The sequence below is a fragment of the Collimonas sp. genome (genome assembly GCF_035566375.1).
GTDB lineage: Bacteria > Pseudomonadota > Gammaproteobacteria > Burkholderiales > Burkholderiaceae_D > Collimonas.
The window spans coordinates 1-25,636 of sequence record NZ_DATMRK010000002.1; the positions used below are offsets into that span (position 1 = coordinate 1).

22 protein-coding genes are annotated in these 25,636 nt (G+C 56.9%); 16 read left to right on the forward strand and 6 right to left on the reverse strand.

Annotation, left to right across the window (positions count from 1 at the left end; genetic code table 11):
- The coding region (locus tag VNZ60_RS00175; protein WP_325656001.1) for a TonB-dependent receptor plug domain-containing protein at positions 1-720 on the reverse strand (720 nt) is incomplete at its 3' end.
- A gap of 539 nt (positions 721-1,259) precedes the next feature.
- Between VNZ60_RS00175 and VNZ60_RS00180 the strand changes: the two genes are divergently transcribed.
- From VNZ60_RS00180 to VNZ60_RS00210, 7 genes are all read left to right on the forward strand, one after another.
- Positions 1,260-3,014: an ABC transporter substrate-binding protein gene (locus VNZ60_RS00180; RefSeq protein WP_325656003.1), complete on the forward strand. Its 1,755-nt coding sequence runs from the start codon at positions 1,260-1,262 to the stop codon at positions 3,012-3,014.
- A gap of 320 nt (positions 3,015-3,334) precedes the next feature.
- Positions 3,335-5,134: an ABC transporter substrate-binding protein gene (locus tag VNZ60_RS00185; RefSeq protein WP_325656004.1), complete on the forward strand. Its 1,800-nt coding sequence runs from the start codon at positions 3,335-3,337 to the stop codon at positions 5,132-5,134.
- Between the two features lie 101 nt (positions 5,135-5,235).
- The gene (locus VNZ60_RS00190; RefSeq protein ID WP_325656006.1) at positions 5,236-7,038 is read left to right on the forward strand and encodes an ABC transporter substrate-binding protein; all 1,803 of its coding nucleotides are present in this window, start codon (positions 5,236-5,238) and stop codon (positions 7,036-7,038) included.
- Between the two features lie 96 nt (positions 7,039-7,134).
- Positions 7,135-9,150: a M3 family metallopeptidase gene (locus VNZ60_RS00195; RefSeq protein ID WP_325656008.1), complete on the forward strand. Its 2,016-nt coding sequence runs from the start codon at positions 7,135-7,137 to the stop codon at positions 9,148-9,150.
- 19 nt (positions 9,151-9,169) lie between these two features.
- Positions 9,170-10,108, forward strand: coding sequence for an ABC transporter permease (locus VNZ60_RS00200; RefSeq protein ID WP_325656010.1), 939 nt, complete (start codon positions 9,170-9,172; stop codon positions 10,106-10,108).
- A gap of 8 nt (positions 10,109-10,116) precedes the next feature.
- Complete coding sequence (locus tag VNZ60_RS00205) at positions 10,117-11,301, forward strand: ABC transporter permease (protein ID WP_325656012.1); 1,185 nt, start codon at positions 10,117-10,119, stop codon at positions 11,299-11,301.
- A gap of 8 nt (positions 11,302-11,309) precedes the next feature.
- Positions 11,310-13,034 carry an ABC transporter ATP-binding protein gene (locus VNZ60_RS00210; RefSeq protein WP_325656014.1) on the forward strand — a complete coding sequence of 575 codons (1,725 nt, stop codon included), beginning with the start codon at positions 11,310-11,312 and terminating at the stop codon, positions 13,032-13,034.
- Positions 13,035-13,198: 164 nt separating this feature from the next.
- Here VNZ60_RS00210 and VNZ60_RS00215 read toward each other — a convergent pair whose 3' ends face one another.
- Positions 13,199-13,867 (reverse strand): hypothetical protein, encoded by a 669-nt coding sequence (locus tag VNZ60_RS00215; RefSeq protein ID WP_325656016.1) that lies wholly within the window; start codon positions 13,865-13,867, stop codon positions 13,199-13,201.
- A gap of 110 nt (positions 13,868-13,977) precedes the next feature.
- Here VNZ60_RS00215 and VNZ60_RS00220 point away from each other — a divergent pair, with 110 nt between their 5' ends.
- On the forward strand, positions 13,978-14,535 hold the full coding sequence (locus VNZ60_RS00220; RefSeq protein WP_325656017.1) for a TetR/AcrR family transcriptional regulator: 558 nt from the start codon (positions 13,978-13,980) through the stop codon (positions 14,533-14,535).
- Positions 14,532-15,500 (forward strand): AraC family transcriptional regulator, encoded by a 969-nt coding sequence (locus tag VNZ60_RS00225; protein WP_325656019.1) that lies wholly within the window; start codon positions 14,532-14,534, stop codon positions 15,498-15,500. Before VNZ60_RS00220 ends, VNZ60_RS00225 begins: the two co-directional genes overlap by 4 nt.
- Here the strand turns inward: VNZ60_RS00225 and VNZ60_RS00230 are convergent.
- Complete coding sequence (locus VNZ60_RS00230; protein WP_325656020.1) at positions 15,497-16,912, reverse strand: MFS transporter; 1,416 nt, start codon at positions 16,910-16,912, stop codon at positions 15,497-15,499. The genes VNZ60_RS00225 and VNZ60_RS00230 overlap by 4 nt on opposite strands.
- A gap of 133 nt (positions 16,913-17,045) precedes the next feature.
- Between VNZ60_RS00230 and VNZ60_RS00235 the strand changes: the two genes are divergently transcribed.
- The gene (locus VNZ60_RS00235) at positions 17,046-17,765 is read left to right on the forward strand and encodes an ArsR/SmtB family transcription factor (RefSeq protein ID WP_325656021.1); all 720 of its coding nucleotides are present in this window, start codon (positions 17,046-17,048) and stop codon (positions 17,763-17,765) included.
- 21 nt (positions 17,766-17,786) lie between these two features.
- Here VNZ60_RS00235 and VNZ60_RS00240 read toward each other — a convergent pair whose 3' ends face one another.
- Complete coding sequence (locus VNZ60_RS00240) at positions 17,787-18,677, reverse strand: LysR substrate-binding domain-containing protein (RefSeq protein ID WP_325656023.1); 891 nt, start codon at positions 18,675-18,677, stop codon at positions 17,787-17,789.
- A gap of 151 nt (positions 18,678-18,828) precedes the next feature.
- Between VNZ60_RS00240 and VNZ60_RS00245 the strand changes: the two genes are divergently transcribed.
- The 5 genes from VNZ60_RS00245 (at position 18,829) to arsH (ending at position 22,980) form a co-directional block, all read left to right on the forward strand.
- A complete protein-coding gene (locus VNZ60_RS00245; protein ID WP_325656025.1) occupies positions 18,829-20,112 on the forward strand; it encodes an MFS transporter in 1,284 nt (427 codons plus the stop codon).
- Between the two features lie 298 nt (positions 20,113-20,410).
- Positions 20,411-20,740 carry an ArsR/SmtB family transcription factor gene (locus VNZ60_RS00250; RefSeq protein ID WP_325656026.1) on the forward strand — a complete coding sequence of 110 codons (330 nt, stop codon included), beginning with the start codon at positions 20,411-20,413 and terminating at the stop codon, positions 20,738-20,740.
- Positions 20,741-20,789: 49 nt separating this feature from the next.
- Positions 20,790-21,812: an ACR3 family arsenite efflux transporter gene (arsB, locus tag VNZ60_RS00255; protein ID WP_414648742.1), complete on the forward strand. Its 1,023-nt coding sequence runs from the start codon at positions 20,790-20,792 to the stop codon at positions 21,810-21,812.
- 33 nt (positions 21,813-21,845) lie between these two features.
- Positions 21,846-22,277: an arsenate reductase (glutaredoxin) gene (gene arsC, locus VNZ60_RS00260; RefSeq protein ID WP_325656029.1), complete on the forward strand. Its 432-nt coding sequence runs from the start codon at positions 21,846-21,848 to the stop codon at positions 22,275-22,277.
- Positions 22,243-22,980: an arsenical resistance protein ArsH gene (arsH, locus tag VNZ60_RS00265; protein WP_325656030.1), complete on the forward strand. Its 738-nt coding sequence runs from the start codon at positions 22,243-22,245 to the stop codon at positions 22,978-22,980. The genes arsC and arsH overlap by 35 nt, the downstream gene beginning before the upstream one ends.
- Positions 22,981-23,033: 53 nt before the next feature.
- Here arsH and VNZ60_RS00270 read toward each other — a convergent pair whose 3' ends face one another.
- Entirely contained in the window at positions 23,034-23,495 is a 462-nt protein-coding gene (locus tag VNZ60_RS00270) for an SRPBCC family protein (RefSeq protein WP_325656032.1), read from the reverse strand.
- A gap of 228 nt (positions 23,496-23,723) precedes the next feature.
- Positions 23,724-24,170, reverse strand: a complete 447-nt coding sequence (locus VNZ60_RS00275; RefSeq protein ID WP_325656034.1) for an Lrp/AsnC family transcriptional regulator — start codon at positions 24,168-24,170, stop codon at positions 23,724-23,726.
- Between the two features lie 192 nt (positions 24,171-24,362).
- On the opposite strand from VNZ60_RS00275, the gene VNZ60_RS00280 reads away from it, so the two are divergent.
- Positions 24,363-25,523, forward strand: coding sequence for a saccharopine dehydrogenase family protein (locus VNZ60_RS00280; protein WP_325656035.1), 1,161 nt, complete (start codon positions 24,363-24,365; stop codon positions 25,521-25,523).
- Positions 25,524-25,636: the final 113 nt, after the last annotated feature.

Genomic DNA, 25,636 nt, shown 5'->3' on the forward strand with positions numbered 1-25,636 from the left:
CACCACGCCAGAGCTGGCAAAACCCCGTTGACCGGCAACCAGATTTTTTTGTTCGTCGTGGCTGTATGCCAGCAGCACGTTGTAACCGTCTTTATCCAGATCGCCGAAGCCTTTGGAGATGCCGACATTGAAACTCTTGCCACCCGCTTTCGTCGGCGCATTGTAAGTGGCGGTGACGTCAGTTGAGGTTGAATTTTTCTTGAGAATGAAGTTGACAACACCGGCAATCGCGTCGGAACCGTACAGTGCGGAAGCGCCGTCGGTCAGGATTTCGACGCGCTCGACGGCTGCCAGCGGAATACTCGCCAGATTGACCGCGTAGTCGTTGTTGTTGATCGCCGATTTGGCCATCCGTCGTCCATTCAGCAGCACCAGGGTATAGCCGGAGCCCAGGCTATGGATCGAAGCTGTCTCAACGCCAGCGCCGCTGCCGTTGACAGAATTCGATGAAGGAACGAAGCCCTGCATCGCAGGCAGAGCCTGAACCAGATCGGCAACGCTTTGGGCGCCGGTCTTTGCAATATCTTCCTTGGTGAGCGTCTGTACCGGCAGCGCTCCTTCTTTGGTGATCCGTTTGATGGATGAGCCAGTAATTTCGACTCGTTGCATTTGTTGCGGTGAATCGTCCGTCTTCGTCTCCTGCGCCTGCACCGAGTGAGCCAACAGACCTAGCCCAACAGCGACGCCGCCCGAAAACATCAATCGTAGCGAACGTGGCAATCCCCGTTCCTTCATCATAACCAAACTCCCTATGGGTAAAAGTTAGAGTTGAAATTTAAGTTTTTGTAGTAAATCTAAACACGATTTGTTAATCGCCTTCTGAGCGATGCGTCAAAAATCTTTGTATAACAACGACAAAAAAAGATTTTCTTTCGCGTGCAAAACAACAGTATTGACTGTTAATTTCTGGAGCAATTTGTAATTGTTTTCCAAAAATATTTCCACACATCTTCACAAGCAAAAAACATGCCACACAAAGCAATGCAGCTAAAATAGTGTATCCTAAAAAAAATAAAACATCATTTAATTTCAGTAACACCGGCGATACTGTTGCTTATATACGGCAAATAACAAATACGCATACGGGTATGCAAAAAAACGCATAGGCCTGTTTAACGGCGAAAGTACGCCATTTCTTCTTTAAGAGAAGACGCAATAAATGATAATTAAACAACTGTAAAATAACAAAAAGACAATAAAGCAAAATCGAAACTATGCGGAACTTTAAACAACTTAAGCTATCGTGCATTGCACCAATAATGCTCATTTGCAGTATCGCAAGTGCAATATTTCCTGCGCATGCGGGCAATAACCCGGCTGATCCGTCCAAAGTGGTGCGCGCCGTGCTCGAAGCTGCGGATGATGGTTTCGATCCGGTGCGCACCGTTAACGTCTATTCCAATTGGATAGCCGAAGCGATTTCTGAGCGTTTACTGACTTACGACTATCTGGCGCGTCCAGCCAAACTGGTGCCAGGGACAGCGGAAGCCATGCCGGAGGTAAGCGATGGCGGAAAAACCTATGTATTTCATATCAAAAAGGGAATTTATTTTGCCCCCGATCCCGCATTCAAAGGGGTGCGCCGCGAACTGACTGCCCAGGATTACGCCTACACCTTCAAACGTTTTCTGGATCCCAAGAACCGCTCACCCTCAGCCAATGTCTTGCAAGGCAAGATCGTCGGCATGGATGAATTGATCGCCAAGGCGCAGAAAACCGGCCGTTTCGATTACGACGCGCCGCTAGCGGGTCTGCAAACTCCTGATCGTTATACCCTGCGGATAGTGCTCAATGCGCCCGACTACAATTTCCTGTACCTCATGGGATTCACTGCCTTCGGCGCGCAAGCGCGTGAAGTGGTCGACACCTACGGCGACCAGAGCGGCGCCCACCCGGTCGGCACCGGCGCCTACATGCTGCAGAAATACGTACCGCGCAGCAAAATCGTGCTGGTCGCCAATCCGGAATACCGCGGCTATACATGGGATTTCAAATCGTCCGGCAGCGCCTGGGACGACCAGCTGGTGCACGATATGAAGGGCAAGAAAATGCCGCAGGTCGGCCGGGTCGAAATCAGCATCATCGAGGAAGAGCAATCGCGCTGGCTGGCTTTTCAAGGCCAGCAAATCGACCTTGACTACTTGCCCCAAGCGGCAGCGCCAACGGTATTGGACGGAAAAAAACTGAAACAATCCTTCGTCGATCAAGGCATCCGCCTGAATACCGTAGCTGAACCAGGCGTGGTCTACACTTTCCTGAACTTCAAAGATCCCGTCATCGGTGGCAGCAGCCTGGAGAAAAACGCCCTGCGGCGCGCAATCGCCATGTCTTACAACGTCCAGGATGAGATATCCCAGGCCCGTCTCGGCTTGGCGGTTAAAGCAGAAATGCCGATCCCTGAAGGCGTGGAAGGCCATGATCCCAACTACCGCAGCAGCATCGCTTACGACCCCGCGCTGGCAAACAAATTGCTTGACCGCTTTGGCTATAAACGCGGGGCCGATGGCTATCGCACCCTCCCGGACGGCCAGCCGCTGACTCTGAAAATAGCCACAGAAGCAAGCGCGATCAGCGTGGTTTTCTCGGAAATATGGAAGCGCGGGCTCGACAAAATCGGTATTCGCGCCGATTTCCGCGTAAGCAATTTTGCCGACAACCTGAAGGCCGCGACCGAATGCAAACTGATGATGTGGAATGGTTCTTGGACCGCGGACTACCCGGAAGGCGATGATTTCATGCAACTGCTATATGGCCCCAATGTGGGGCAAGGCAACAACGGCTGCTATAGCTCGCCTGCCTTCGACGCTCTGTATGTCAAAGCCAAGGCAATGCCGCCAGGCCCGGAACGCAATCAGTTATATATCGAGATGAGCCGCCAGATGGAAGCTGATACCGCCTGGGTGCTCACCGTGCAGCGCCTGCGCAACTGGCTGATCCGGCCATGGATCAAAGGTTTCAAGCGCCACCCTATCCTGCAGGCCGACTGGCAGTATCTCGATGTTGAAAAACATTAAGCGCTTATTTATATGCATCTATCTTTTTGCGCGGGATTCTGTAGTATGCCGCCTTAACCTGGAACAGACGGCTGCCATCGGCCGCAAAATCACATACAACAGGAGACAAACACCATGTACAGGTTCCAATTAAACAAAATAAGTGTATAAGATAAACTCTTATCGAATTACTAAGTAACAAGGTATTGATCACGCGTTCACTTACCGGTGAATTAGCGCGATGTCATCGGAGATGACACTATTTTGAGCAAAAGATAAGCAATCTTAAGCGCATATAGAAAATAACCACCTGCTCAAAAGGCAAAAAAATGCATCGAAAAATGTCGAATTCAGTCAGATTCAAAAAGATATTATTAGCACAACTACTCGCGTTTACGGCAATCGCGGGCAGCGCAGCCGGCGCCCATGCAGGCACCAATCCAGCCGATCCGTCAAAAGTAATACGTACCGCTTTCGAAGCTGCCGACGATGGCTTTGATATGGCCCGCACCCAGAATTTTTATTCAGGATGGGTAAGCGAAGTGGTCTTTGAAACCTTGCTTACCTATGACTATCTGGCGCGGCCGGCCAAACTGGTGCCGGAGACAGCGGAAGCAATGCCGGAAATCAGCGAAGATGGCAAGACCTATACCTTCCACATCAAGAAGGGCATTTATTTTTCTCCCGACCCGGCTTTCAAGGGTGTGCGCAGAGAATTGACTGCAGAGGATTACATCTACACTTTCAAGCGCGTTCTTGATCCGAAAAACCGTTCGCCGTCCGCCAATTTTTTGGCCGGCAAGATTGCCGGGCTTGACGAGCTGGCGGTACAAGCTCAAAAAACCGGTCACTTCGACTATGAAGCGCCGATAGCCGGCCTGCAAGCGCCGGATCGCTATACCCTGAAGGTTGTCCTGAATGCCAAGGACTACAATTTCCTGAACGTAGTCGCCTACAGCGCCTTCGGCGCAATGGCCCGCGAGGCTATCGACGCCTATGGCCAGCAAACCGGCCAGCATCCGGTGGGAACCGGCCCTTACATGCTGGAACAATATGTGCCGCGCAGCAAAATCGTTCTGGTCGCCAATCCTGAGTATCGCGGGTACACCTGGGATTTCAAGCCCTCCAGCGACGCCATCGACAAGCAGATCATCAAAGATATGCAAGGCAAGAAAATGCCGCAAGTCGGAAAAGTCGAGATCAGCATCATCGAAGAAAATCAATCGCGCTGGCTGGCATTTCAGGGAAAGCAGATTGATTTCGACAAAATGCCCGACACGGCGGCTTTAAGCGCGTTGGACGGTGAGAAGCTCAAGCCTGAGTATGTCGATCAAGGTATACAACTGCAGCGCGTGGTCGATGCCGGCATCACCTATACCGTCTTGAACATGAAAGACCCGACCATAGGCGGTTATAGCAACGAAAAAATTGCACTTCGGCGCGCGATAGTAATGGCGTACAACAATCAGGAAGAAGCTTCCTTATTGCGTCATGGCCAGGCCCTTAAACTGGAAATGATCATTGCGCCAGGAGTCGGCGGCTACGATCCGGCATACCGCAGCAGCATCGATTACGACCCGGCCCTTGCCAACAAATTGCTCGATCACTTTGGCTACAAGCGCGGCGCCGATGGCTACCGCAATATGCCGGACGGCCAGCCCTTGCTGCTGAAATACACCAGCAATCAAGGCAGTATTTCCCAGGAGCAGTCGGAACTGTGGAAGCGTGGACTGGACCTTATCGGCATCAAGACCAAATTCATCGTCAGCAATTTTGCCGACAATCTGAAAGCAGCGACCTCTTGCGAATTGATGATGTGGGGTGCGGCCTGGAATGCCGACTACCCGGAAGCGGAGAATTTCCTGCAATTGTTGTACGGCCCGAATTCCGGCCACGGCAACCACGGCTGCTATCAATCGCCAGCTTTTGACGCCCTCTATGTCAAAGCCATGGCCCTGCCCTTCGGTCCCGAGCGCAACCAGGTCTACCAGCAAATGAATCGACAATTCGAGGCTGACACAGCCTGGGCTCTGAACACCACCAGAATCCGCAGCTGGCTGGTGCGGCCATGGGTCAAAGGTTTCAAAAAACACCCGATCATGCACGCTGAATGGCAGTACATCGATGTCGAAAAACACTAATTCATCGCATAGGTAGTAATAAGACACCCTGCTGCGGCAAGCAGATGAAGCCTGCCGCAGCTCCAATTTAGCTAGAGAGATATTAGAAGGAGGCAAATGGTATGAACTCGCTTTGGTTACGCGGGATATTGGTTGCGTGTTTAGCGTGCGCCTTGCCGATGAAAGCATCGGTAGCGGCAGCGCCAATTTCACCGGCCGATCCCGACAAGGTATTGCGCTTTGTATTCGTAGCGCCAGAAACCGGTTTCGATCCGGCCGTTACCCGCGATTTGTATTCGCAGCTGGTCAATCAGTCGGTCTTTGAAACCCTGTTCGCCTATGAATACCTGGCGCGGCCGGCGCGGTTGATGCCGTCGGCAGCGGCAGCGCTACCGGAAGTCAGCCCGGATGGCATGACCTATACCATCCACCTGAAAAAAGGCATTTATTTTGCCGACGATCCGGTGTTCAATGGCAAGAAGCGCGAACTGACCATGGCCGATTTCGTGTATTCGTTCAAACGATTATTCGATCCGCAGCTGGCTTCGCCGCAAACCTGGCTGCTGGAAAATAAAGTGGTCGGCCTCGACGAACTGGCCGCACAAGCCAAAAAAACCGGCCATTTCGACTACGACGCCAATGTCCCCGGTTTCGAACTGCTGGATCGCTATACCCTGCGCATCCACTTGAAACAGCCTGACTTCAACCTCGGCATGATCCTGGCGCACCAACCGACCAGCGCGGTCGCCCGCGAAGTGATCGAAAAATATCGCGATGCCCAAGGCACCGTAATGGGCCATCCGGTCGGCACCGGCCCCTACATCCTGAGCCAATGGATACGCGGTTCGCGCATGGTGCTCACCGCCAACCCTGACTATCGCGGCTACACCTGGGATTTCCAGCCTAGCAGCGATCCTGGCGATGCCGCCATCGTCGCCAAAATGAAGGGCAAGCGCATGCCGCAAATCGGCCGCGTGGAAATCAGCGTGATGGTGGAAGACCAGTCGCGCCTGCTGGCGTTTGAAGGCGACGAAGTCGACATCACCGAATTGCAGGGGCCGCTGGCGCCGCAAGTCATGGCCGGCGGCAAGCTGAAGCCGGAATTTGTAAAAAAAGGGGTGCAACTGTCGCGTATCGTCGACCCTGAAATCAGTTATTTCTACTGGAATATGCAAGACCCGGTACTCGGCGGCTTGAGCAAGGAAAAAATCGCCCTGCGCCGCGCCATCGCTATGGCGCACAACGTCCGTGAAGAAATCAAGGTGGTCTGGAACGACGAAGCGATCCCGCTTGAGTACCCGATTCCGCCAGGCGTGGTGGGCTACGATCCAAACTACAAGAGCAGCATCCAGTACGAACCGGAAGTTGCCAACGCCCTGCTCGACAAGTTCGGTTACAAGATCGGCAAGGACGGCTACCGCACCCTGCCGGACGGCAAGCCGCTGGTAATACGTTACTCGGCCAGAGCCGATTCCAACGGCCAGCAGCAATCGGAAATGTGGAAAAAAACCTATGACACCATCCACATCCGCATGGTCGGCGATCTGAAAACCTTCCCTGACCTGCTCAAGGCAGAAAAAGAGTGCCAACTGCAAACCCGCACTGCGCCATGGATTGCCGACTACCCTGACGGCGACAACTTCATGCAATTGTTCTACGGCCCGAATGTCGGCCAGAATAATAACGGCTGCACCAAGATCCCCGAATTCGACAAGCTCTACGCCGCCTCACAGAAACTGCCGGACGGCCCCGAACGCGACCTGCTGTACCACAAGATGGCGCGCATCCTGGAAGTCGATTCGCCTTCACGCATCGGTTATGCCCGTTACCGCAACATGATCGCGCAGCCGCGGGTGATCGGCTACAAGAAGCACCCGGTCATGCCTACCGAATGGATGTATTTCGATATCGAAAAACGCAAATAACGCTACAACAATACGACGGAGCGGAAAGCCGCAGCGCCTTCCGCCCGTATTCCCGCTAACCATTAATTCTTACTAAGCTCATATTTGAGGAAATGCATGAAACCATCATCATTTTTCTTGCCAGTCACCACGGCGTTATTCACGCTGATGCTGAACCAGGCAGCCGCCCAAGACACGCAACGCCCGTTGATTCCCTTGCTGAAAGCGGAACAGATTCCAACCCTGTGCAAGGACACCCTGACCAGCTTACGCAAGCGCGTATCCATGTTGGAGAAATTGCCGGCGGCGCATGCCAAAGACAGCAAGAAAGTGCTGACCGAATGGAACGACCTGCAAATCGCCCTGGAAGACCTGCAAGGCCCGGTCGATATCCTCAACAACGTTTCGCCGGACGCCAAAGTCCGCAGCACCACCGAAGCCTGCCTGATTGAAACCAACAAGTTCGCTACCGATCTGCTGCAAAGCGAAAAACTGTACGCCCGCTTCAAAGCCATCCAGCCGACCGATCCGATCGAACAAAAACTGCGCCAGGATATCCTCTACAGCTTCGACGACACCGGCGTTTCCCTGCCCCCGGAAAAGCGCGCCAGAATGAAGGCGATCCTCGACAAGCTGGGTGAACTGAGCCAGGAATTCGCCCGCGATATCCGCGACAACAACCAGAAACTGACATTCACTCCGGCAGAACTGCAAGGCATGCCGGCCGCCTATCTGGCACGCGCCAAGCGCGATGACAAAGGCAATTACCTGCTCGGTTTTGATTACCCCGATTACAAACCCTTCATGGAATCCGCCGACAATAGCGACGCCCGCCGCCGCTATCAAATCGCGTTTGCCAATCACGGCACACCGAAGAATCTGGATATCCTGAAGGAAGCAATGAATCTGCGCCATGAAATGGCCGCATTGTTTGGATTGCCAAGTTATGCTGACCTGGTGACCCGTCGCCGCATGGTTAAAAACCCGCAAACCGTCGACAAATTCCTGACTGAAGTACAAACCGCAGTCACCCAACTGGAAATCAAGGAAATCGAAGAGCTGCGCGTATTCAAGTCGGAAACCCTGAAGACGCCGCTGGCCGATACCAAGCTGGAACGCTGGGATGCCGATTACTGGCAACAGAAAATCAAGCAAGCACGCTACAACGTCGACCAGGAAGCCCTGCGCAAGTACTTCCCTACTGATGCCGCAATCCCCTGGATCCTGCATGTCTCCAGCACCTTGTACGGGGTCGAATTCAAACGGGTCGAAGTCCCGGTCTGGAACCCTGAGGTGCAGTACTACGACGTTATCGACAGCAAGAGCAAAACCCGCATCGCCGGCATCTATCTCGACCTGTTTCCGCGTGAAGGCAAATACGGCCATGCCGCCGCCTGGGGCACCCGTGGCGTCAGCACCCTGGCCCACCGCACCCCGGTTTCAACCCTGGTGACCAACTTCGATCGCAATGGTTTGAACAGCGATGAACTGGAAACCCTGGTGCATGAATTCGGCCACGTCTTGCATGGCGTGCTGTCCAACACCAAATATGTGGTCCAGGCCGGCACCAATGTCGAACTGGATTTTGTCGAAGCGCCATCGCAAATGTATGAAGAATGGGCGCGCCGCAAAGAATCGCTGACCCTGTTGGCCGGCTTCTGCAAAACCGCTTGCCCAACCATCGACGACGCCCTGCTGCAACGCCTGACCGCCGCCCATAATTATGGCCGCGGCATACGCTACGCCCGCCAGCTGCTGTACGCGAGCTACGACATGACCATCCATAACGGCAAGGCCGACCAGCAACAACCGCTGGCAGTCTGGCAACAAATGGAAGGCGCAACACCATTGGGCTACGTGCCTGGCACCGAATTCCCGGGTCAGTTCGGCCATCTGATGGGCGGCTACGCAGCCGGCTATTATGGTTATATGTGGTCGGAAGTGCTGGCGCTGGACATGCTGTCGCGCTATAACGGGAAACTGATGAACCCGGACGTCGGCCATCTGTATCGCCAAGACATCCTGTCGCGCGGCGCCGAAAAACCGGCTAGCGAGATGGTCAGCAGCTTCCTCGGCCGCGAGCCGAACAGCAAGGCGTTCTTTGCTGAAATTTCAGGCCGGCGCCTGCATTGAGCCAGATTAAGGAAACATCATGACCGCTTATATCCTGCGCCGTCTCTGGCAAATGCTGCCGACCATGCTCGGCGTCATCGTACTGGTATTTTTCCTGTTCAACTGGGTCGGTGGCGACCCGGCCTATATCCTGGCCGGGAAGATGTCGAACCCGCAACAGATCGCCAACATCCGCACCCAGCTGGGCATCGACCAGCCGTATTACATCCAGCTATGGATTTTCATCAAGCAGATCGTTACCTTCAACTTCGGCAATAGCTGGAGTACCGGCGAATCGGTGGCCAACGTCATCATGACGCGCCTCGGGCCATCCATGACTGTGCTGATTCCGCTCACCATCCTGGAAACCCTGATCGCCGTGGCGCTGGCGCTGGCCGTGGCTTTCATCCGCGGCTCCAAGACCGACCGCATGGTGATGGTGGCTTGCACCGTCGGCATGTCGATCAGTATCCTGGTCTACATCATCCTGTTCCAATACTGGTTCGCCTACAAACTGAGCTTGTTCCCGGTGCAAGGCTGGGGCAACAGCTTCGCTGAAAACCTGTTCCACTACTCGGCCCTGCCGATCCTGATCATGCTGGCGGTGAGCATCGCCCCCAGCTTGCGCCTGTACCGCACTTTTGTGCTGGATGAAGTCAACCAGGATTACGTCCGCACCGCGCGCGCCAAGGGCGTCAAGGAACGCCGCATCCTGTGGGTGCACGTGTTGCGCAATGCAGCGATCCCGATCATCACCAACGTCATGTCGAACCTGCCGGCGCTGCTGATCGGCGCCTTCCTGATCGAACGCTTCTTCTCTATCCCGGGCATAGGCCGCGAAGTAATACTGGCGGTTGAACGCAGCGATTTCCCTGTGATCAAGGCGATTACGATTTATGTTGCCGCCGCCACCATGATATTCAACTTGTTGACCGATCTGCTGTACCAAGCGGTCGACCCACGCGTTCAACTGAAGTAGGAGCCGCCATGACACAAAGTATCCACCAGGCCCCTACCCAAGCGACGCCTGCAACCACTACCGTAACTCTCGCCGGCGGCCCCGCCAGCGGCCATTCCCCTGGCCTGTGGGCTCTGGCCTGGCGCCGCCTGCGCGCCGATCATGTCGCTATGGCGGCGCTCGCCGTGGTCGGCGTGTACCTGGCGATGCTGGCGCTGTCAGCCAGCGGCCTGATCGCCGGCGACTGGTCGAAAGAAGTTGGCGTCAACTATGCGCCACCCACCTTCATAGGCGCGCAAACCGACGCCGAACGCGGCTTCAGCGACAACGACACCGCCGTCGAGGCGCCGCCGCCGGAAAATCCGGTCGATCCGCTGCGCGACATCTTGCGTGATCTACGCAAGAGCGGCACCGCAGCGCCAACGCCGCCGGTGATCGCCAACGACTACGGCATCGCCGATCCGCTGGCAACCGAAATGGCTGAAATCCGTGCCGAGCTGGCGAAAAAAGGCACTAGCGCGACACTGATTCGCAAACCGACGCTGCCGTTCGGCGCCGACAAGTGGGGCCACGACATCATCAAGAAAACCATCAAAGGCGCGGAAACCTCGATCATCGTCGGCCTGGTTGCGGCGCTGCTGGCGGTTGCCTTGGGCACCCTCTTCGGCGCCGTATCCGGCTACTTCGGCGGCTGGATCGATGACGCTTTCAACTGGTTCTACAGCATCTTCACCTCGATCCCCTACCTGCTGCTGATTCTGGCCGTGGCCGCGGTGCTGCAGCAAAAAGGCGTGACGGCAATCGTGCTGATCCTCGGCCTGACCGGCTGGACCGGCACCTACCGTCTGATCCGCGCCGAATACATGAAGCACAAGGCACGTGAATACGTGATGGCGGCGGACGCCATCGGCGCCAGCCACTGGAGCAAGATGTTCGGCCATATTTTCCCTAACGTCAGCCACGTGTCATTGGTGCAGTTGTCGATCTCGGTGGTCGGCTTCATCAAATCGGAAGTGATCTTGAGCTTCCTCGGTTTCGGCGTGCCGGTCGGCGTCGTGTCCTGGGGCAGCATGCTGAACGAAGCACAAAACGAATTAATTCTGGGCAAGTGGTGGCAGCTGGCGGCTGCAAGTATCGCCATGGCGATCCTGGTAACGGCGTTTTCGCTGTTCACCGATGCGCTGCGCGACGCCCTTGATCCGAAGCTGAAATAGGAGACCACATGGATTCGACCAAGCACAACCATCCAGCGGACCACAGCGCACAACCGCTGTTGCGCGTCCGCGATCTGCGCATCAGTTTTCGCACCGATAAAAAAACCATGGTGGAAACCGTCAAGGGAATTTCCTTTGATATTCCGCACAACACAACCGTCGCCCTGGTGGGCGAATCAGGCAGCGGCAAATCGGTCAGCTCGCTAGCCGTGATGGGCTTGCTGCCAAAAGACAATTCCAGCATCGCCGCCACCAGCTGCATCGAGTTCGAAGGCCGCAACCTGCTCGCCATGTCGCAAGACGAACGGCGTGACATGTGCGGCAAGGAAATCTCCATGATTTTCCAGGAGCCGATGACTTCGCTTAACCCGGTCTTCACCGTCGGTTTCCAGATCGGCGAAGTATTGAAACTGCATATGGGCATGAACGCCAAGCAGGCGCGGGCACGGGCGATTGCCTTGCTGGAGGAAGTCGGGATTCCATCGCCGGCGACCAAGATCGACGCCTATCCGAGCCAGATGTCGGGCGGCCAGCAACAACGCGTGATGATTGCCATGGCAATCGCCTGCGAACCCAAGCTGCTGATTGCCGATGAACCTACCACCGCGCTCGACGTCACGATCCAGAAGCAGATCATCGACCTGATCGAAGCCCTGCGCAAAAAGCACAAGATGTCGGTATTGTTCATCACCCATGACCTGGCGCTGGTCGGCGAAATCGCTGATGAAGTGATCGTCATGCGCCACGGTGAAGTGCGCGAAAAAGGCGATGTGCGGCAAATCTTTGAAGCGCCGCAAGACCCTTACACCAAAGCCTTGCTGATGTGCCGTCCTTCGCTCGACACCCGCCCTTGGCGCTTGCCGGTGATCAGCGACTATATGAACGGCAACCATGGCGACAATCTGGACTTAAGAGAGCGCAGCCGCGGTTGCAGCGGCCAGGAAGATACCTTGCTGGACGTGCGCAATTTGGGCAAGAGCTTCTATTTCCGCGAGGGCTTGTTCGGCCGCAAGGAATTTAAAGCGGTGCAAGACGTCTCGTTCAAGCTGGCGCGCGGCAAGACCCTGGGCGTGGTGGGTGAATCCGGTTCTGGCAAGACCACCGTCGGCCTGACCCTGATGCGCCTGCATCAAGCCACTGCAGGACAAGCGCTGTTCGAAGGCAAGGACATCATCGGCATGTCCAACCACGAGTTCATGTCTTACAAGCGGCGCATCCAGATCATTTTCCAGAACCCCTACGCTTCGCTCAATCCGCGCTTCACCATCGGCCAGATTCTGCTGGAGCCGATGCGCATCCACCAGATCGGCAGCGATGACAACGAGCGTACCGAGATGGCGATGCAACTGCTGCAAAAGGTGGGCTTGCCGCCGGCTGCCTACCACCGCTATCCGCATGAATTCTCCGGCGGCCAGCGGCAGCGGATTGCAATTGCGCGCTGCCTGACCATGCGCCCGGAAATTCTGGTGTGCGATGAATCGGTGTCGGCACTGGACGTTTCGGTGCAGGCGCAAGTGCTGAATCTGCTGCAAGACTTGCAGGAAGAATTCGGCATGAGCTACATCTTCATCTCTCATGATCTGTCGGTAGTCAAATACCTGGCCGATCAGGTGATGGTGATGCATCAGGGGAAAGTGGTGGAACTGGCCAACTCGGATGAGCTGTATCACAATCCGACGCATGCTTACACCCGCCAGTTGCTGAGTGCGATTCCGCGCGGTTTGCAGAGCTAAACAAACGGGCATCTGTCCGTGACTTAAAAAAACGGAGTACAGCAAGCGCCGCCAAGCGCATGCTGTACTCCGTTCTCGTTTATGCCATGGGGGCTTGCAATCAGCTGTCTTGTTTGCTGTCGACCTTGCGCACCACCGTATCCGTCGGCGCCAGCAAGTGGCCCTCAGCCTGCAGGCGCTGCTGTTTTGGATGCTGACTTTGCCGTCAACATAAAAAAAGCGAGCAGCATAGCCCAGACAGCTTGTACCAAAACAATCAAACCGAATCCGTGTGCATCCATATGTACATGCCCGCTGAGCAAGGCGATCAGGCCGCATGCACCCGCCATGCCGCCCGCGATTCCCAGATATCTTTCAATTTTCCCGCAGCGGATCAATGCCAGCGACCACAGGAAAAACGCGCAAGAGGAAGCAACAACATATACTTTTGCCAATGCCTGGTTCAGCTGAAAATTGTATTGCAGCGCCATCAGGATCATTTGCCGTTGCGCGTCATCGACATTGAGCGCCTCCTGCAACAGGCTCGGGCCGATCAGGCCGTCAGCCACTGCGGCGAGCATGAGGGCTATCGAGGCGAAGCAATAAATAATGAATGCGCTGAGTCCGGGGAGATTTTTCCAGCCGAGGCGGCTGGATACGCCGAAAAATCCCAGAACAGTCACTGGAATGCTTGCCAAGCCAAGCACATGCGTCGCAATATTGATGTGATTGACTCGTGTGATTGCCTCAGCCGGCGCATGCAGGTCGATACCGGTCGGATGAATCGACATGGTGACGATACCGGCCGCCATGCCGATGAGCAGGGCAAGTGAATGAATTTTTTGATTCGTCATGATTGATTTTCCGTTTTACCAGACAGGTGGGATCGCAGTGCTTTGCGATAACATAGGGATATGCAGTATTTCGTTTAAACCGCTCGCCTTCAATCGACAAAAACGAATTTATGTCTGATATCAAACAGAAATCTGAAACTGTCTTGGAACCAGGCGACCGGCGCTCCCGGCGCACCCGCCACGATCTTGATTCCGCCCTTACCAAACTATTGCAGCGTCGTTCTTACGATGCGATTCGCGTCAGCGATATTGTCAAAAAAGCCGAAGTCGGACGAGCGACTTTCTACGCCCATTTCGATAACAAGGATGAGCTGTTGCGCAAGCAATTGGGCGACGTCATGAATCGCCTGGTCTCCGTCTCCGCGAATCTCCCGGGATTGTTGGACGCAACGGCTTTGTTTGTTCATCTGCGCCAGGCGCCGCAGATGTATCAATCCCTGATGCGCGGCACAACTGCTCCAGGCGTAGTGCGGATGGCGCAGGAAATACTGGAACAACGATTGACGACAGCCCTGTCCGCGAGCGCTGAACCGCCGGCTAGCCTGCATGCCCGCTTCATCTCGACCTCCTTGTTCACGGTATTGGCATGGTGGAGCGAAAACGGTATGCAGCAGTCACCCGCGGAACTGCAGACAATTTTTTCCGGCCTTTTTTCGAGCCAGGCATGACATCGCAAGAAAACCAGGCCGCCTACGCCAGGCGCATGCACCATGTGCTTGAATATATCGACCGCCACCTCGATCAGACGCTTGAGCTGAACACACTAGCGGAAGTGGCCCATTTTTCTGCGTTTCATTTTCACCGCCTGTTCTCGGCATGGATGGGCGAAACCTTCGGCGATTATCTGCGCCGCCGCCGGCTGGAAATAGCGGCAATGCGCTTGATCGCCCAGCCGGGCGTGCCGGTGCTGGAGATTGCGCTGTCGGTGGGCTTCGGTTCGGCCGAAGCGTTTGCCCGCGCCTTCAAAACCAGGTTCGGCTGCAGCGCCACCGAGTGGCGCCGGGGACAGGCGGAGCGCTGGGCTTCCCAGCTTGAAGCAAGCCACAACGGCACATCTTCCCAGAACAGCAATCCTGATCAGATGCATGGCAAGCAGGATCAGGCAGGCAAGCTGCGTCCGGGCCATCATGGAAACTCCCCAACAGCCACTACGGAGATTCTCATGAAAGTCAAAATCATTGAACGGCAAGCAGCCAAAATCGCCTATATGCGTTACACCGGAGCATACGGCCAGCCTATCTCGCAATTCTGGGTCAAGACTGTCAGCCCATGGATGGAAACCAATAATCTGTTCGGCCGTCCGCGCTACGGTATCAGCCATGATGACCCCGCCATCACCAGCCCCGAAAAATGCCGCTACGATGCTGGCGTTGAAGTGCCGCCGGATTTTGTCGCCAGCGGCAAATCATTTACCACCACCATCCCCGGCGGCAGTTATGCCGTGACCCGCTATATCGGCGACGGCCGGGATATCGGCGAAACCTGGACCGGCCTGCTGCGCGACTGGCTGCCAGCCAGCGGCATGCAGCTCGATGCCCGCCCTTGCTTCGAGTACTATCCGACAGACGCTACCTGCGATGCACAGACCGGCGCATTCGAGTGCGATCTGTGCATCCCGGTGGTGCCGCTTTAGCCTGGCTTCAACGCCCGCTGCCAAGCCAGTGCAGCCGCCAGCGCCAATCCAGCCGAGGCCCACAGCACGATCTGCAAGCCAAGCTGGAATGGATGGCTGGCGGCGATCACACCGCCGAACAGCGCGACACCCAAGGCGGCACCGGTTTGCCGCGCTGAATTAAGCACGCCGGCAGCCACCCCGGCGCGCCCCGGTTCGACGGCCGTCATCAGTGCGGCGGTCGCCGCTGGCGTGATGAGGCCGGCCGCAAGACCGATGGCCGGCAGCGGCAAGGCCAGCAGCCAGTAGGACGATGCCGAAATCGACCACAACAAGCCCAGAAATCCGACGGCGTAACAGCCAAGCGCCGCAGCTACCAGCCGGCGCGGCCCGTAGGCCTCGACCAGACGATTCGACAGCATGCTGCCGGCGCTCACCAGCGCCGTCAACGGCAGGAAGGCGAGCCCGGTATGCAGTGGCGAATACGCCAGCACTTGCTGGAAATACAGACTGAGCACAAACACCAGGCCGTAAAATGTCAGCGCCGAAATCATGGAAACCAGAGCCGCTCCGGAAAAAGCCCCAATCCGGAAAAAAGACAGCGGCAACATGGCTTGCGCCCGGCCGCTTTGCAGCTTTAGGAAGACGCCGCCGGCAGTCATGCTCAGCACTATCCCAGCCAACACCGGCAAGCTGCGCCAACCCAGCACCGGCGCTTCGATCAGCACCGCGATCAATGCCGCGAGCGTCAGGATCGCCGCGCATTGCCCGCCAAGATCCAGCGGCCTTATTTGGGTAGGTAATTGCGGCGTAGGTAATTGCGCCGGCTTGTGGTCGCGGCCGATGCGCCATGTCAGCCATATGCCAAGCAAGCCGATCGGCAGATTCGCCAGGAAGATGCTGCGCCAGTCGAACAGATGTATCAGGACGCCGCCAACCAGCGGGCCAGCCGCCATCGCCGCCCCGCCGCAGCCGGCCCATATGCCAATGGCGGCAGCGCGCTCGCTGGTTTCCGGGAAGGCCTGTTTGATCAAAGTCAAGGAAGCCGGCAGCAACAAGGCCGCGCCGCATCCTTGCAATACGCGGGCCACGATGAGCACACTCAAATCGTTAGCCCAACCGCAGCAGGCCGAGGCCAGCGTGAAAATCGTCAGGCCGGCAAGATAGATCTTCCTGGCGCCGAGACGATCGGCCAAGGCGCCGCCGCTCAACAACAGGCTGGCAAAACTCAGGATGTAAGCGTTGACCACCCATTGCAGGCCGGCGATGTCGGTGCTTAAAGCGGCGCCGATACGTTCCAGCGCAACGTTGACAATCGAGGTATCCAGAATCACCACCACATAACTGAGGCTGGTTGCCGCCAGCACGCGACGCTGCATGAGCGCGTGGCCTGGCGCGATCCAGAGCGTGCCAGCGTCTGCAGTTTTTTCCATGCTCATCCTCATCTGCCCTTGGTTTATTGGAGCTTGAGTGTAGTCTCGGCTGCCGGCCCGATGCTTCGTCACGCGTCGAAGCATGGGGACAGGTTTCGCTTCTATACTGTTGCAGAATTGTTGGAGGTCTACCATGTGCCCGCAGCCGAATATCTCTACCGTCGCTTTCCTGATTGCCGATCCGGCGCGCGCCGCCATGCTCATGGCCTTGTTCGATGGAGAGGCGCTTCCCGCCGGCGAACTGGCCCATGCGGCGGGCGTCACCGCGCAAACCGCCAGCGCCCATCTGGCCAAACTGCTCAACGGTGGATTGCTGGCCTGCGAACAGCAAGGCCGGCATCGCTACTATCGCCTGAGCGATGTCCATGTCGCCGCTGCGATCGAACATCTGGCCGCCATCAGTTCGGTGGCGACGATCAAGCGCAGGCCGTTGAATCGCGCCGCGCAAGAACTGCGCTTCGCTCGCTGCTGCTACGATCATCTGGCAGGACAACTGGGGGTTGCGGTGACACAGGCATTGCAGCAGCGCCTGTTTATTGTGGCAGGCGCGGATAAGCAGTTTGAATTGTCGGCAGCCGGCAGCGCCTGGTTCGCCGCTATCGGCGTCGATCTCGCCGCGCTCAAGCCGACGCGCAACGGACTAGCCCGGCAATGCCTCGATTGGACTGAGCGCAGCCATCATCTGGCCGGCCCGCTCGGGGTGCAGCTGATGCGCGCCTTATGCGCCGCAGGATGGCTGCGGCGCTCGCCGTCGTCGCGCGCTGTCCAGGTCACGCCGAAGGGCTGGGCCGGCTTGAAAGCGCAACTCGATATCGATCAGAATTCGGCTGCGCTGATCGCTCATCGGACGTGAAACGAAAACAGCGCGACGGCCTCACGCAGCGGCGATCCTGAGGATGGTTTCGTGCACCGCTTGCAACAGCAACTCTTCCAGCCGATTCACCGCCGGCCCCGCCATCGTCTGCGCCCGATACAGAGACAAGCCGATCTGCGGCAGCGCCGGCAAACCGGCTTCTTGCGGATTGATGATGCGCAAGCTGGCCGGCAGGCCGATCGGCGTGCGCACGGTCACACCTAACCCTGCTGCCGAGGCCGCCCACAACGCCGACAAGCTGGCGCTGGTGAAGGCGTGGCGCCAGGCGATGCCGGCAGAGTCCAGCGCGCCTTCAGCGATATCCCGCAGCAGGCAAGGTGCATCGAGCAGCACCAATGACAGCGGCGGATCGGCCTGCCCGGCTGCATCCTGCGTCGGCCCGATCCAGCACAGAGGCAGATCGGCAACCCGCTCTCCATTCAATGCCGGCGTGCCACCCTCCCATATCAACGCCAGATCGATGCGGCCCAAACTCACGCGCTCGCGCAATTCCGTACTGCGCGCAACACAAACTTCGACCCGTACTTTCGGATGGGCGCGCATGAAGCGGCCCAGCACCGCCGACAGCAGCGCTTCGCCGAAATCCTCCTGCAAACCCAGTTTCACTTCTCCTTCCAGCTCGACGCCGCGCACGGCGCTGGCGGTTTCGTCGTTGAGGTCGAGCAAGCGGCGCGCATAGCCTAGCAAGGTCTGGCCAGCCTCGGTCAGCGCCAGGCCGCGCCCGGCTTTACGAAAAATCGGCGCACCGGCCTGCTCTTCCAGTTTTTTCAGCTGGGCGCTCACTGCCGAGGTGGATCGGCCCAGGCGGTCGGCCGCCTTGGCGTAACTGCCAAGGTCAATGCCGGTGGTAAAGGTGCGCAGCACGTCCAGGTCAAAGCTGATTTGTCGCATGGCGATCATCCCGTTTTTCAAAACTGTTGGTTCGAAACTATCTGATATTCAAAAGTATCCTGTAAAGCGATACTCACTGCAAGGGCTTAAAACAAGACTTGTGATTACCGCTCTTTTGTCTTCCGGCCCATATCGTTACAGGAGAACTTCAATGTCCCAATCTGCTGCCTTCAGCAATAACCGCCGCCATCGTTGGAAAGTGCTGGGCGTAGGCGTCGCGGCCAACGCCAGTTTTTCAGCTGCCTTCAGCGGCATTCCGATCACTGCCGTCTTGATCCGCTCAAGTTACCATCTGGGCAACGCCGAACTCGGCCTGGTGCTGGGTCTGATGGGTCTCGGCATCGCCATCAGCGAATTACCCTGGGGCTTGCTGACCGACCGCTGGGGCGACCGCCCGGTGTTGCTGTCCGGCCTGGCCACTACTGCCGTGGCGCTGGCGCTGATGGCCTTGTTCGTGGCGCCAACTCCCGGCCACATTCCCGGCCTGCCGCTACTGGCAGGCGGTCTGCTGCTGGTCGGCCTGCTCGGCGGCAGCGTCAACGGCTCCAGCGGACGCGCGGTGATGACTTGGTTCAGCGAAGGCGAACGCGGCATGGCGATGAGCATACGGCAGACCGCGGTGCCGCTGGGCGGCGCTACCGGCGCCTTGCTGCTGCCGACGCTTGCGGCCCATTTCGGCTTTGCCGCGGTGTACGGCCTGCTCGCCTTGTTGTGCGGCGTGACGCTGTTTTTCACCTGGCTTTGGTTATATGAACCGGCCGCAGCCAGTGCAGATAAAAGCCACGCGGCCCGCAACGCCTCGCTGCCCGCACCTGCGCCATTGAAGGATCGCCAACTGTGGCGCATCGTCGCTGCGATCGGCATCCTGTGTGCGCCGCAGTTTGCGATACTTTCCTTCGGCAGCGTGTTCCTGCACGATTTCAGCCACGCCGGCATCGCCGCCATCACCGTCGCCATGGCGTCACTGCAATGCGGCGCCATGGTCATGCGGGTATGGAGCGGCCGCTGGACCGATCGCAATCGCAACCGCCGCGAATTCCTGCGCTTCTGCACCATCTCCAGTGCGATTGCCTTCGCTGCCCTGGCGGCATTGGTAGCGCTGGCCGGGCAGTTGCCAGCTGTCGGCTCAGTCATGGCGACGCTGCTGATCGTCATGCTGGTGCTTACCGGCGTCTGTGTTTCGGCCTGGCACGGTGTCGCCTATACCGAACTGGCGACCATCGCCGGTGCGCGCAACGCCGGCACTGCGCTCGGCATGGCCAATACCAGCGTGTTCGTGATGTGTTTCCTGACACCGCTGGCGATCCCGCACATCCTCACGCTCGGTAACTGGCCGGCCGTGTGGCTGGTGGGAAGTGCTTGTGCGCTGCTTGCCCTGCAGTTCTTTCCCAAACCTGTGCAAGCGACGATGGTTTGTCCGCAAGAGGCTTTTTAAGCACAGCCTGCCTGAAGACATGCGGCGTTATGAGGTAGTACCTTATAACGCCGCCGGTTCATTCGAAGGTATGCAGATATCCCAGCGATACTGTCAGCAATACTTGTTTATTCATACTCCCCTCCCTCAGCCGCCCACAATAATTGTTCAAGCAAGGGATGTTATCTGGAACGTAGCAGTTGCACGAATGCCCTCCGTTTAGCTTAAAACCATGATGGATGCCGGATATTTGAATCAGGGCTTGAATTAATTCAATGATTCAATAATAATTGAAATATTGAATAATTTGAGACCCGTCATGGAAACCCAGAACATCATCACCGCGCTGGCCGCACTTGCGCAAGAATCCCGCCTGGCGGTTTTCCGTTTGCTGGTGCAAATCGGGCCTGAGGGCATGGCGGCCAGCAAAATTGGCGAGCAGCTGTCAATTTCCCCGTCCTCCCTGTCTTTCCATCTCAAAGAACTTTCGCATGCGCAGCTGGTGAGCTCCCGGCATGAAGGACGTTTCGTTATTTACTCGGCCAATTTCGGCACCATGAATGGCCTGATCGGGTTCCTTACCGATAACTGCTGCGGCGGCAATGTTGTCTGTGCGCCGGCTGCTGTTTGCTGCCCGGGGACGGTCTGATATGTCCGTCCCCGGCAAAATTATCGGCCAAGCTGCCAAAGCCGTTTCGATGAGCGTATTTGAACGCTATCTGACTATCTGGGTGGCCTTGTGCATCGTGCTCGGCGTCTTGCTGGGACAAGCCTTTCCGCATGGCGTAAAAGCCATCGGCAGCCTGGAAATCGCCAAGGTGAATCTGCCGCTTGGCCTGCTGATCTGGGTGATGATCATTCCGATGCTGTTGAAGATCGACTTCGCCGCCTGGCGTCAAGTCAAGGGCCATGCACGCGGCATCGGCGTGACGCTGTTCATCAACTGGGCGGTCAAGCCATTCTCGATGGCCTTTCTCGGCTGGCTGTTCATACGCCACTGGTTCGCGCCATACCTGCCGGCAGCGCAGCTGGATTCCTATGTCGCCGGATTGATTTTGCTGGCCGCTGCGCCATGCACGGCGATGGTGTTCGTCTGGAGCCGGCTGACCGGCGGCGATCCTTATTTCACGCTGTCGCAAGTCGCCATCAATGACCTGATCATGATCTTCGCTTTCGCGCCGCTGGTCGCCCTGCTGCTGGGCGTATCCAGCATCACGGTGCCGTGGGCGACGTTGCTGACCTCGGTCGTTCTGTATATCGTGGTGCCGGTCATGCTGGCCCAGCTCTGGCGCCAAGCGCTGCTGCGCAAAGGCCAGGCGGCATTCGATACGGTACTGCAAGGCATCCAGCCGTGGTCGATTGCGGCGCTGCTGCTGACGCTGATCTTGTTGTTTGCGTTCCAGGGCGACGCCATCATCGAACAACCCTTGGTCATCGGCTTGCTGGCGATTCCGATTCTGATACAAGTGTTGTTCAATTCAGCGCTGGCTTACTGGCTCAACAGAGTGGTAGGTGAAAAACACGCAATCGCCGGTCCATCGGCGCTGATAGGCGCATCCAATTTCTTTGAACTGGCGGTGGCGGCAGCGATCAGCCTGTTCGGTTTTAAATCCGGCGCCGCGCTGGCCACCGTAGTCGGCGTGCTGATCGAAGTCCCTGTCATGTTGCTGGTCGTGGCTATCGTCAACCGCACACGCGGCTGGTACGAATTCCGGCATTGACAGACCTCTCCTGCTTATAAGGGAAACACCACCATGGCCATCACGATTTATCACAATCCCGCCTGCGGCACCTCGCGCAATACGCTGGCCCTGATCCGCAACTCCGGTGACGAACCGGAAGTGATCGAATATCTGCAGCATCCGCCGGCACGGCAGACGCTGCAGCAACTGATCGGTGACGCTGGCCTGACGGTACGCGCAGCGCTGCGCGCAAAAGGCACGCCATACGCGGAACTCGGCTTGGACAATCCGGCCCTGAGCGACGAGCAACTGCTGGATGCGATGCTGGCGCATCCGATCCTGATCAATCGCCCGTTTGTCGTGACAGCCATAGGCACGCGCCTGTGCCGTCCGTCGGAACTGGTGCTGGATATCCTGCCGCATGCACAACGCGGCGCGTTCACCAAAGAAGACGGTGAAGTCGTGATCGATGCGGAGGGCCGCCGTGTCGCACCATCCATTTGATTTGCCGAATCTCGATGCGGCCTTATTCCGCCAGCCGATCGCGACCGATTTTGCCAACGTCGCACGCGCCGCACACGCCCCCCGCTTCCTGCTGCTGTACGGCTCGATACGTGAAAAATCCTATAGCCGTCTTTTGACGATGGAAGCCGCCCGACTGCTGCGGGCGATGGGTGGCGAAACCAGGATTTTCGATCCGCGCGGCATGCCCTTGCCCGACGGCGCACCCGATACCCACCTCAAAGTGCAGGAACTGCGCCAGCTGGCGTCTTGGGCCGAAGGCATGGTCTGGTGTTCGCCTGAGCGCCACGGCGCCATGACCGGCATCATGAAAGCGCAGATCGACTGGATTCCGCTGACTGTCGGCGCGGTGCGGCCGACCCAGGGTAAAACGCTGGCGGTGATGGAAGTCTCCGGCGGCTCGCAGTCGTTCAACGCGGTCAACCAGATGCGCATCCTGGGGCGCTGGATGAGGATGATCACGATCCCGAATCAATCGTCGGTGGCCAAGGCGTTTCTTGAGTTTGACGACGACGGCCGCATGAAACCTTCGTCTTATTACGAGCGCGTGGTCGATGTCATGGAAGAGCTGTACAAATTTACCTTGTTGACGCGGGATGTCTCCAGCTTCCTGACGGACCGTTACAGCGAACGTAAGGAAAGCGCGGAGCAGTTAAGCCAGCGGGTAGGTCAAAAATCCATTTAACGATACGGGCTCGAACTGCCAAGGGCGTCAGCGCCGCCAGCTTCGACACATCTCTAACGCGTGACGATATACTTCTCGATATTCCTCAACTGTTCGTCCCAGCCGCTGTCGTGCATGCGAAAAGCTTCCTCGCGGCGCGCCAGCGGCACATTATCAAACCCGGATTCGACCACCCGCAGCAAAGTACCGTCCTCAACCGCCGTCAGTTCGAACACGACCAGCGTGGCCGGTTCCTGCGAATAGTCGAGCGCAGGGTCAACCGCATAGGGATGCCAGCGGAAAGACAACACACTTTCCGGCTCCATGCGTTCGATCTCCGCATTCCAGACCACGTGTTCGTAACCGGGATGAGTGATCTGTCCTTGCACCGGTTCACCGGCAACGAATGTTTTCCCCTTTAGCGCCACGCCGAACCAGCTGCCGAATTCCTCGGCATTCGATAACGCACGCCAGACCCGCGAGCGCGCGGCCTTGAGCACTATCTGTTTTTCAATCCGATCCGTAGTTATATTCATATGTCTCCTCCTGGTTGAATATTAGTCCAACCCGGAAAACAGCAGCCACTAAGTTGCATTTATTTTTCTCAGGCGAAAAAAAACCCGCCAGACCTTGCGGTAGCGGGTTGAATCCAAACCTTAGGAGGTGTTGGAGGAGACAGGTGTAACTATATGGCAGTGCAGCATTCATGTCTGCTTTATTATTCGCATAACAGTTATAGATAAATCGCATATCTTTCAGATAAATCAGATCGGTCCGCGGTCAATCCGCTTGCTCAGGATGATCGAGGTCGATGTATGGCGCACCCCTTCCATCGTACCGATCTGATCCAGTATGCGGTCCAGCTCATCGGTCGATTGGCAGCGCAAGGTCAGCATATAGTCGATCACACCGCTTACCGCGCACAAGGTTTCCACCTGCGACATCTTTTGCAACTGTTGCACCAGCAGTGGTGCATTGCGGGAGTCGATCGAGATGCCGACGTAAGCACGCACTGCGGGCTGGTATAACTCCAGGTCGAGGCGTACGCCGTAACCGGCGATCACACCCTTCTTTTCCATCGCCGCCAGACGCGCAATCGCCGTGGTGCGGGCGATGCCGACCCGCTTGGCAATGGTGGCCATGGAAAGCCGCGCATCATCCATCAGCAAAGCCAGGATTTTATGGTCGACTTCGTCGAGTTTATCTCTCATCGCTACAATCCATAGTTAATATTCGTCAAAGTGTATCGCTATTGTACATTTTGACGACTATTTACACTCTATTATCTGACTTCGCTTGAATTTACAATGGCTCCAGCACTCAGGGACAGCAATGGCATCGAGTGCCGACAAGGGCTGTTTATATACAGCGCAATTGACCCATAAAAAGATGTGAGCGACGACATGACTACCAAACTGATTCTCTTAGGCGCCGGCAAAATCGGCGACGCCATTCTTAACCTGTTGTCCCACACTGGCGATTACATCTTGACCGTGGCTGACCGCGATCCGCAACGGCTGGAATATGTAAAGCAAGCGGGTTTCCCCAATGTCACGACGATTCTGGCAGATATCTCGCACGCGCCGACCGTAACCAAACTGATCAGCGGCCACGATGTCACGCTGTCGGCCTGCCCTTATTTCCTGACGCCGGTGATCGCCGCCGCCGCCAAAGCTGCGAAATCGCATTATTTCGATTTGACCGAAGACGTCGAAAGCACCCGTTTCGTCAAATCGCTGGCGCTCGATTCGAGCACCGCGTTCGTACCGCAATGCGGCCTGGCGCCCGGCTTCATTTCGATTGTAGCGAACGATGTGGCAAGCCGCTTCGAGCAATTGCATGACGTCAAGATGCGTGTCGGCGCGCTGCCGACCTATCCTAGCAACGCGCTCAAATACAATCTGACCTGGAGCACCGACGGCCTGATCAACGAGTACTGCAATCCTTGCGAAGCGATTGTCGACGGCGTCCTGCGCGAAACCTCGCCGCTGGAAGAGCTGGAACACTTCTCGCTCGATGGCGTCGATTACGAAGCATTCAACACCTCCGGCGGCCTCGGCACCTTGTGCGAAAGCCTGCGCGACCGGGTGCAGAACCTGGATTACAAAACCGTGCGTTATCCCGGCCATCGCGACATCATCAAGATTCTGGTGCGCGATCTGCAACTGGGCAAGCTGGAGCGCCGTCCGATCTTGAAGGAAGTGCTGGAAACCTCGATCCCGATCACCAAGCAGGACGTGGTGCTGACCTTCGTCAGCGTCAGCGGCATGCGCGACGGCCGCCTTGAGCAGGAGACCTATGCCAAGAAGATCTATAGCCAGCACGTCAACGGCCAGTTGCTGTCGGCGATCCAGTTGACTACCGCGGCCGGCATTTGCGCCATGGTTGATCTGGTGGTGACCGGTGTCTTGCCGCAAAGCGGTTTTGTGCGCCAGGAGCAAGCATCGCTGGCAGATTTCCTGGCCAACCGCTTCGGCCAGTTCTATACCAGTCACGCACCCGGTCACAACAGCTTCGCTCCAGCCAGCAATACCGATTTCAATAAACTGAAAGCGGTTGCCTGAGCGCGACTAAGCATAGCTAAGCGCAGAGCAGATAGTGCTCGGCAAAACGGCCTGTATGACTCGCAAGAGTTATACAGGCCGTTTTGCTTAGTATGTTTTCAGCGTCGACAGAT

What these genes read in the sequence shown, in the direction of transcription:
- VNZ60_RS00180 (WP_325656003.1), top strand. Translation starts at nt 1,260, where the DNA reads ATGCTCATTTGCAGTATCGCAAGTGCAATATTTCCTGCGCATGCGGGC.
- VNZ60_RS00185 (WP_325656004.1), top strand. Translation starts at nt 3,335, where the DNA reads ATGTCGAATTCAGTCAGATTCAAAAAGATATTATTAGCACAACTACTC.
- VNZ60_RS00190 (WP_325656006.1), top strand. Translation starts at nt 5,236, where the DNA reads ATGAACTCGCTTTGGTTACGCGGGATATTGGTTGCGTGTTTAGCGTGC.
- VNZ60_RS00195 (WP_325656008.1), top strand. Translation starts at nt 7,135, where the DNA reads ATGAAACCATCATCATTTTTCTTGCCAGTCACCACGGCGTTATTCACG.
- VNZ60_RS00200 (WP_325656010.1), top strand. Translation starts at nt 9,170, where the DNA reads ATGACCGCTTATATCCTGCGCCGTCTCTGGCAAATGCTGCCGACCATG.
- VNZ60_RS00205 (WP_325656012.1), top strand. Translation starts at nt 10,117, where the DNA reads ATGACACAAAGTATCCACCAGGCCCCTACCCAAGCGACGCCTGCAACC.
- VNZ60_RS00210 (WP_325656014.1), top strand. Translation starts at nt 11,310, where the DNA reads ATGGATTCGACCAAGCACAACCATCCAGCGGACCACAGCGCACAACCG.
- VNZ60_RS00215 (WP_325656016.1), bottom strand. Translation starts at nt 13,867, where the DNA reads ATGACGAATCAAAAAATTCATTCACTTGCCCTGCTCATCGGCATGGCG.
- VNZ60_RS00220 (WP_325656017.1), top strand. Translation starts at nt 13,978, where the DNA reads ATGTCTGATATCAAACAGAAATCTGAAACTGTCTTGGAACCAGGCGAC.
- VNZ60_RS00225 (WP_325656019.1), top strand. Translation starts at nt 14,532, where the DNA reads ATGACATCGCAAGAAAACCAGGCCGCCTACGCCAGGCGCATGCACCAT.
- VNZ60_RS00230 (WP_325656020.1), bottom strand. Translation starts at nt 16,912, where the DNA reads ATGGAAAAAACTGCAGACGCTGGCACGCTCTGGATCGCGCCAGGCCAC.
- VNZ60_RS00235 (WP_325656021.1), top strand. Translation starts at nt 17,046, where the DNA reads ATGTGCCCGCAGCCGAATATCTCTACCGTCGCTTTCCTGATTGCCGAT.
- VNZ60_RS00240 (WP_325656023.1), bottom strand. Translation starts at nt 18,677, where the DNA reads ATGCGACAAATCAGCTTTGACCTGGACGTGCTGCGCACCTTTACCACC.
- VNZ60_RS00245 (WP_325656025.1), top strand. Translation starts at nt 18,829, where the DNA reads ATGTCCCAATCTGCTGCCTTCAGCAATAACCGCCGCCATCGTTGGAAA.
- VNZ60_RS00250 (WP_325656026.1), top strand. Translation starts at nt 20,411, where the DNA reads ATGGAAACCCAGAACATCATCACCGCGCTGGCCGCACTTGCGCAAGAA.
- arsB (WP_414648742.1), top strand. Translation starts at nt 20,790, where the DNA reads ATGAGCGTATTTGAACGCTATCTGACTATCTGGGTGGCCTTGTGCATC.
- arsC (WP_325656029.1), top strand. Translation starts at nt 21,846, where the DNA reads ATGGCCATCACGATTTATCACAATCCCGCCTGCGGCACCTCGCGCAAT.
- arsH (WP_325656030.1), top strand. Translation starts at nt 22,243, where the DNA reads ATGCGGAGGGCCGCCGTGTCGCACCATCCATTTGATTTGCCGAATCTC.
- VNZ60_RS00270 (WP_325656032.1), bottom strand. Translation starts at nt 23,495, where the DNA reads ATGAATATAACTACGGATCGGATTGAAAAACAGATAGTGCTCAAGGCC.
- VNZ60_RS00275 (WP_325656034.1), bottom strand. Translation starts at nt 24,170, where the DNA reads ATGAGAGATAAACTCGACGAAGTCGACCATAAAATCCTGGCTTTGCTG.
- VNZ60_RS00280 (WP_325656035.1), top strand. Translation starts at nt 24,363, where the DNA reads ATGACTACCAAACTGATTCTCTTAGGCGCCGGCAAAATCGGCGACGCC.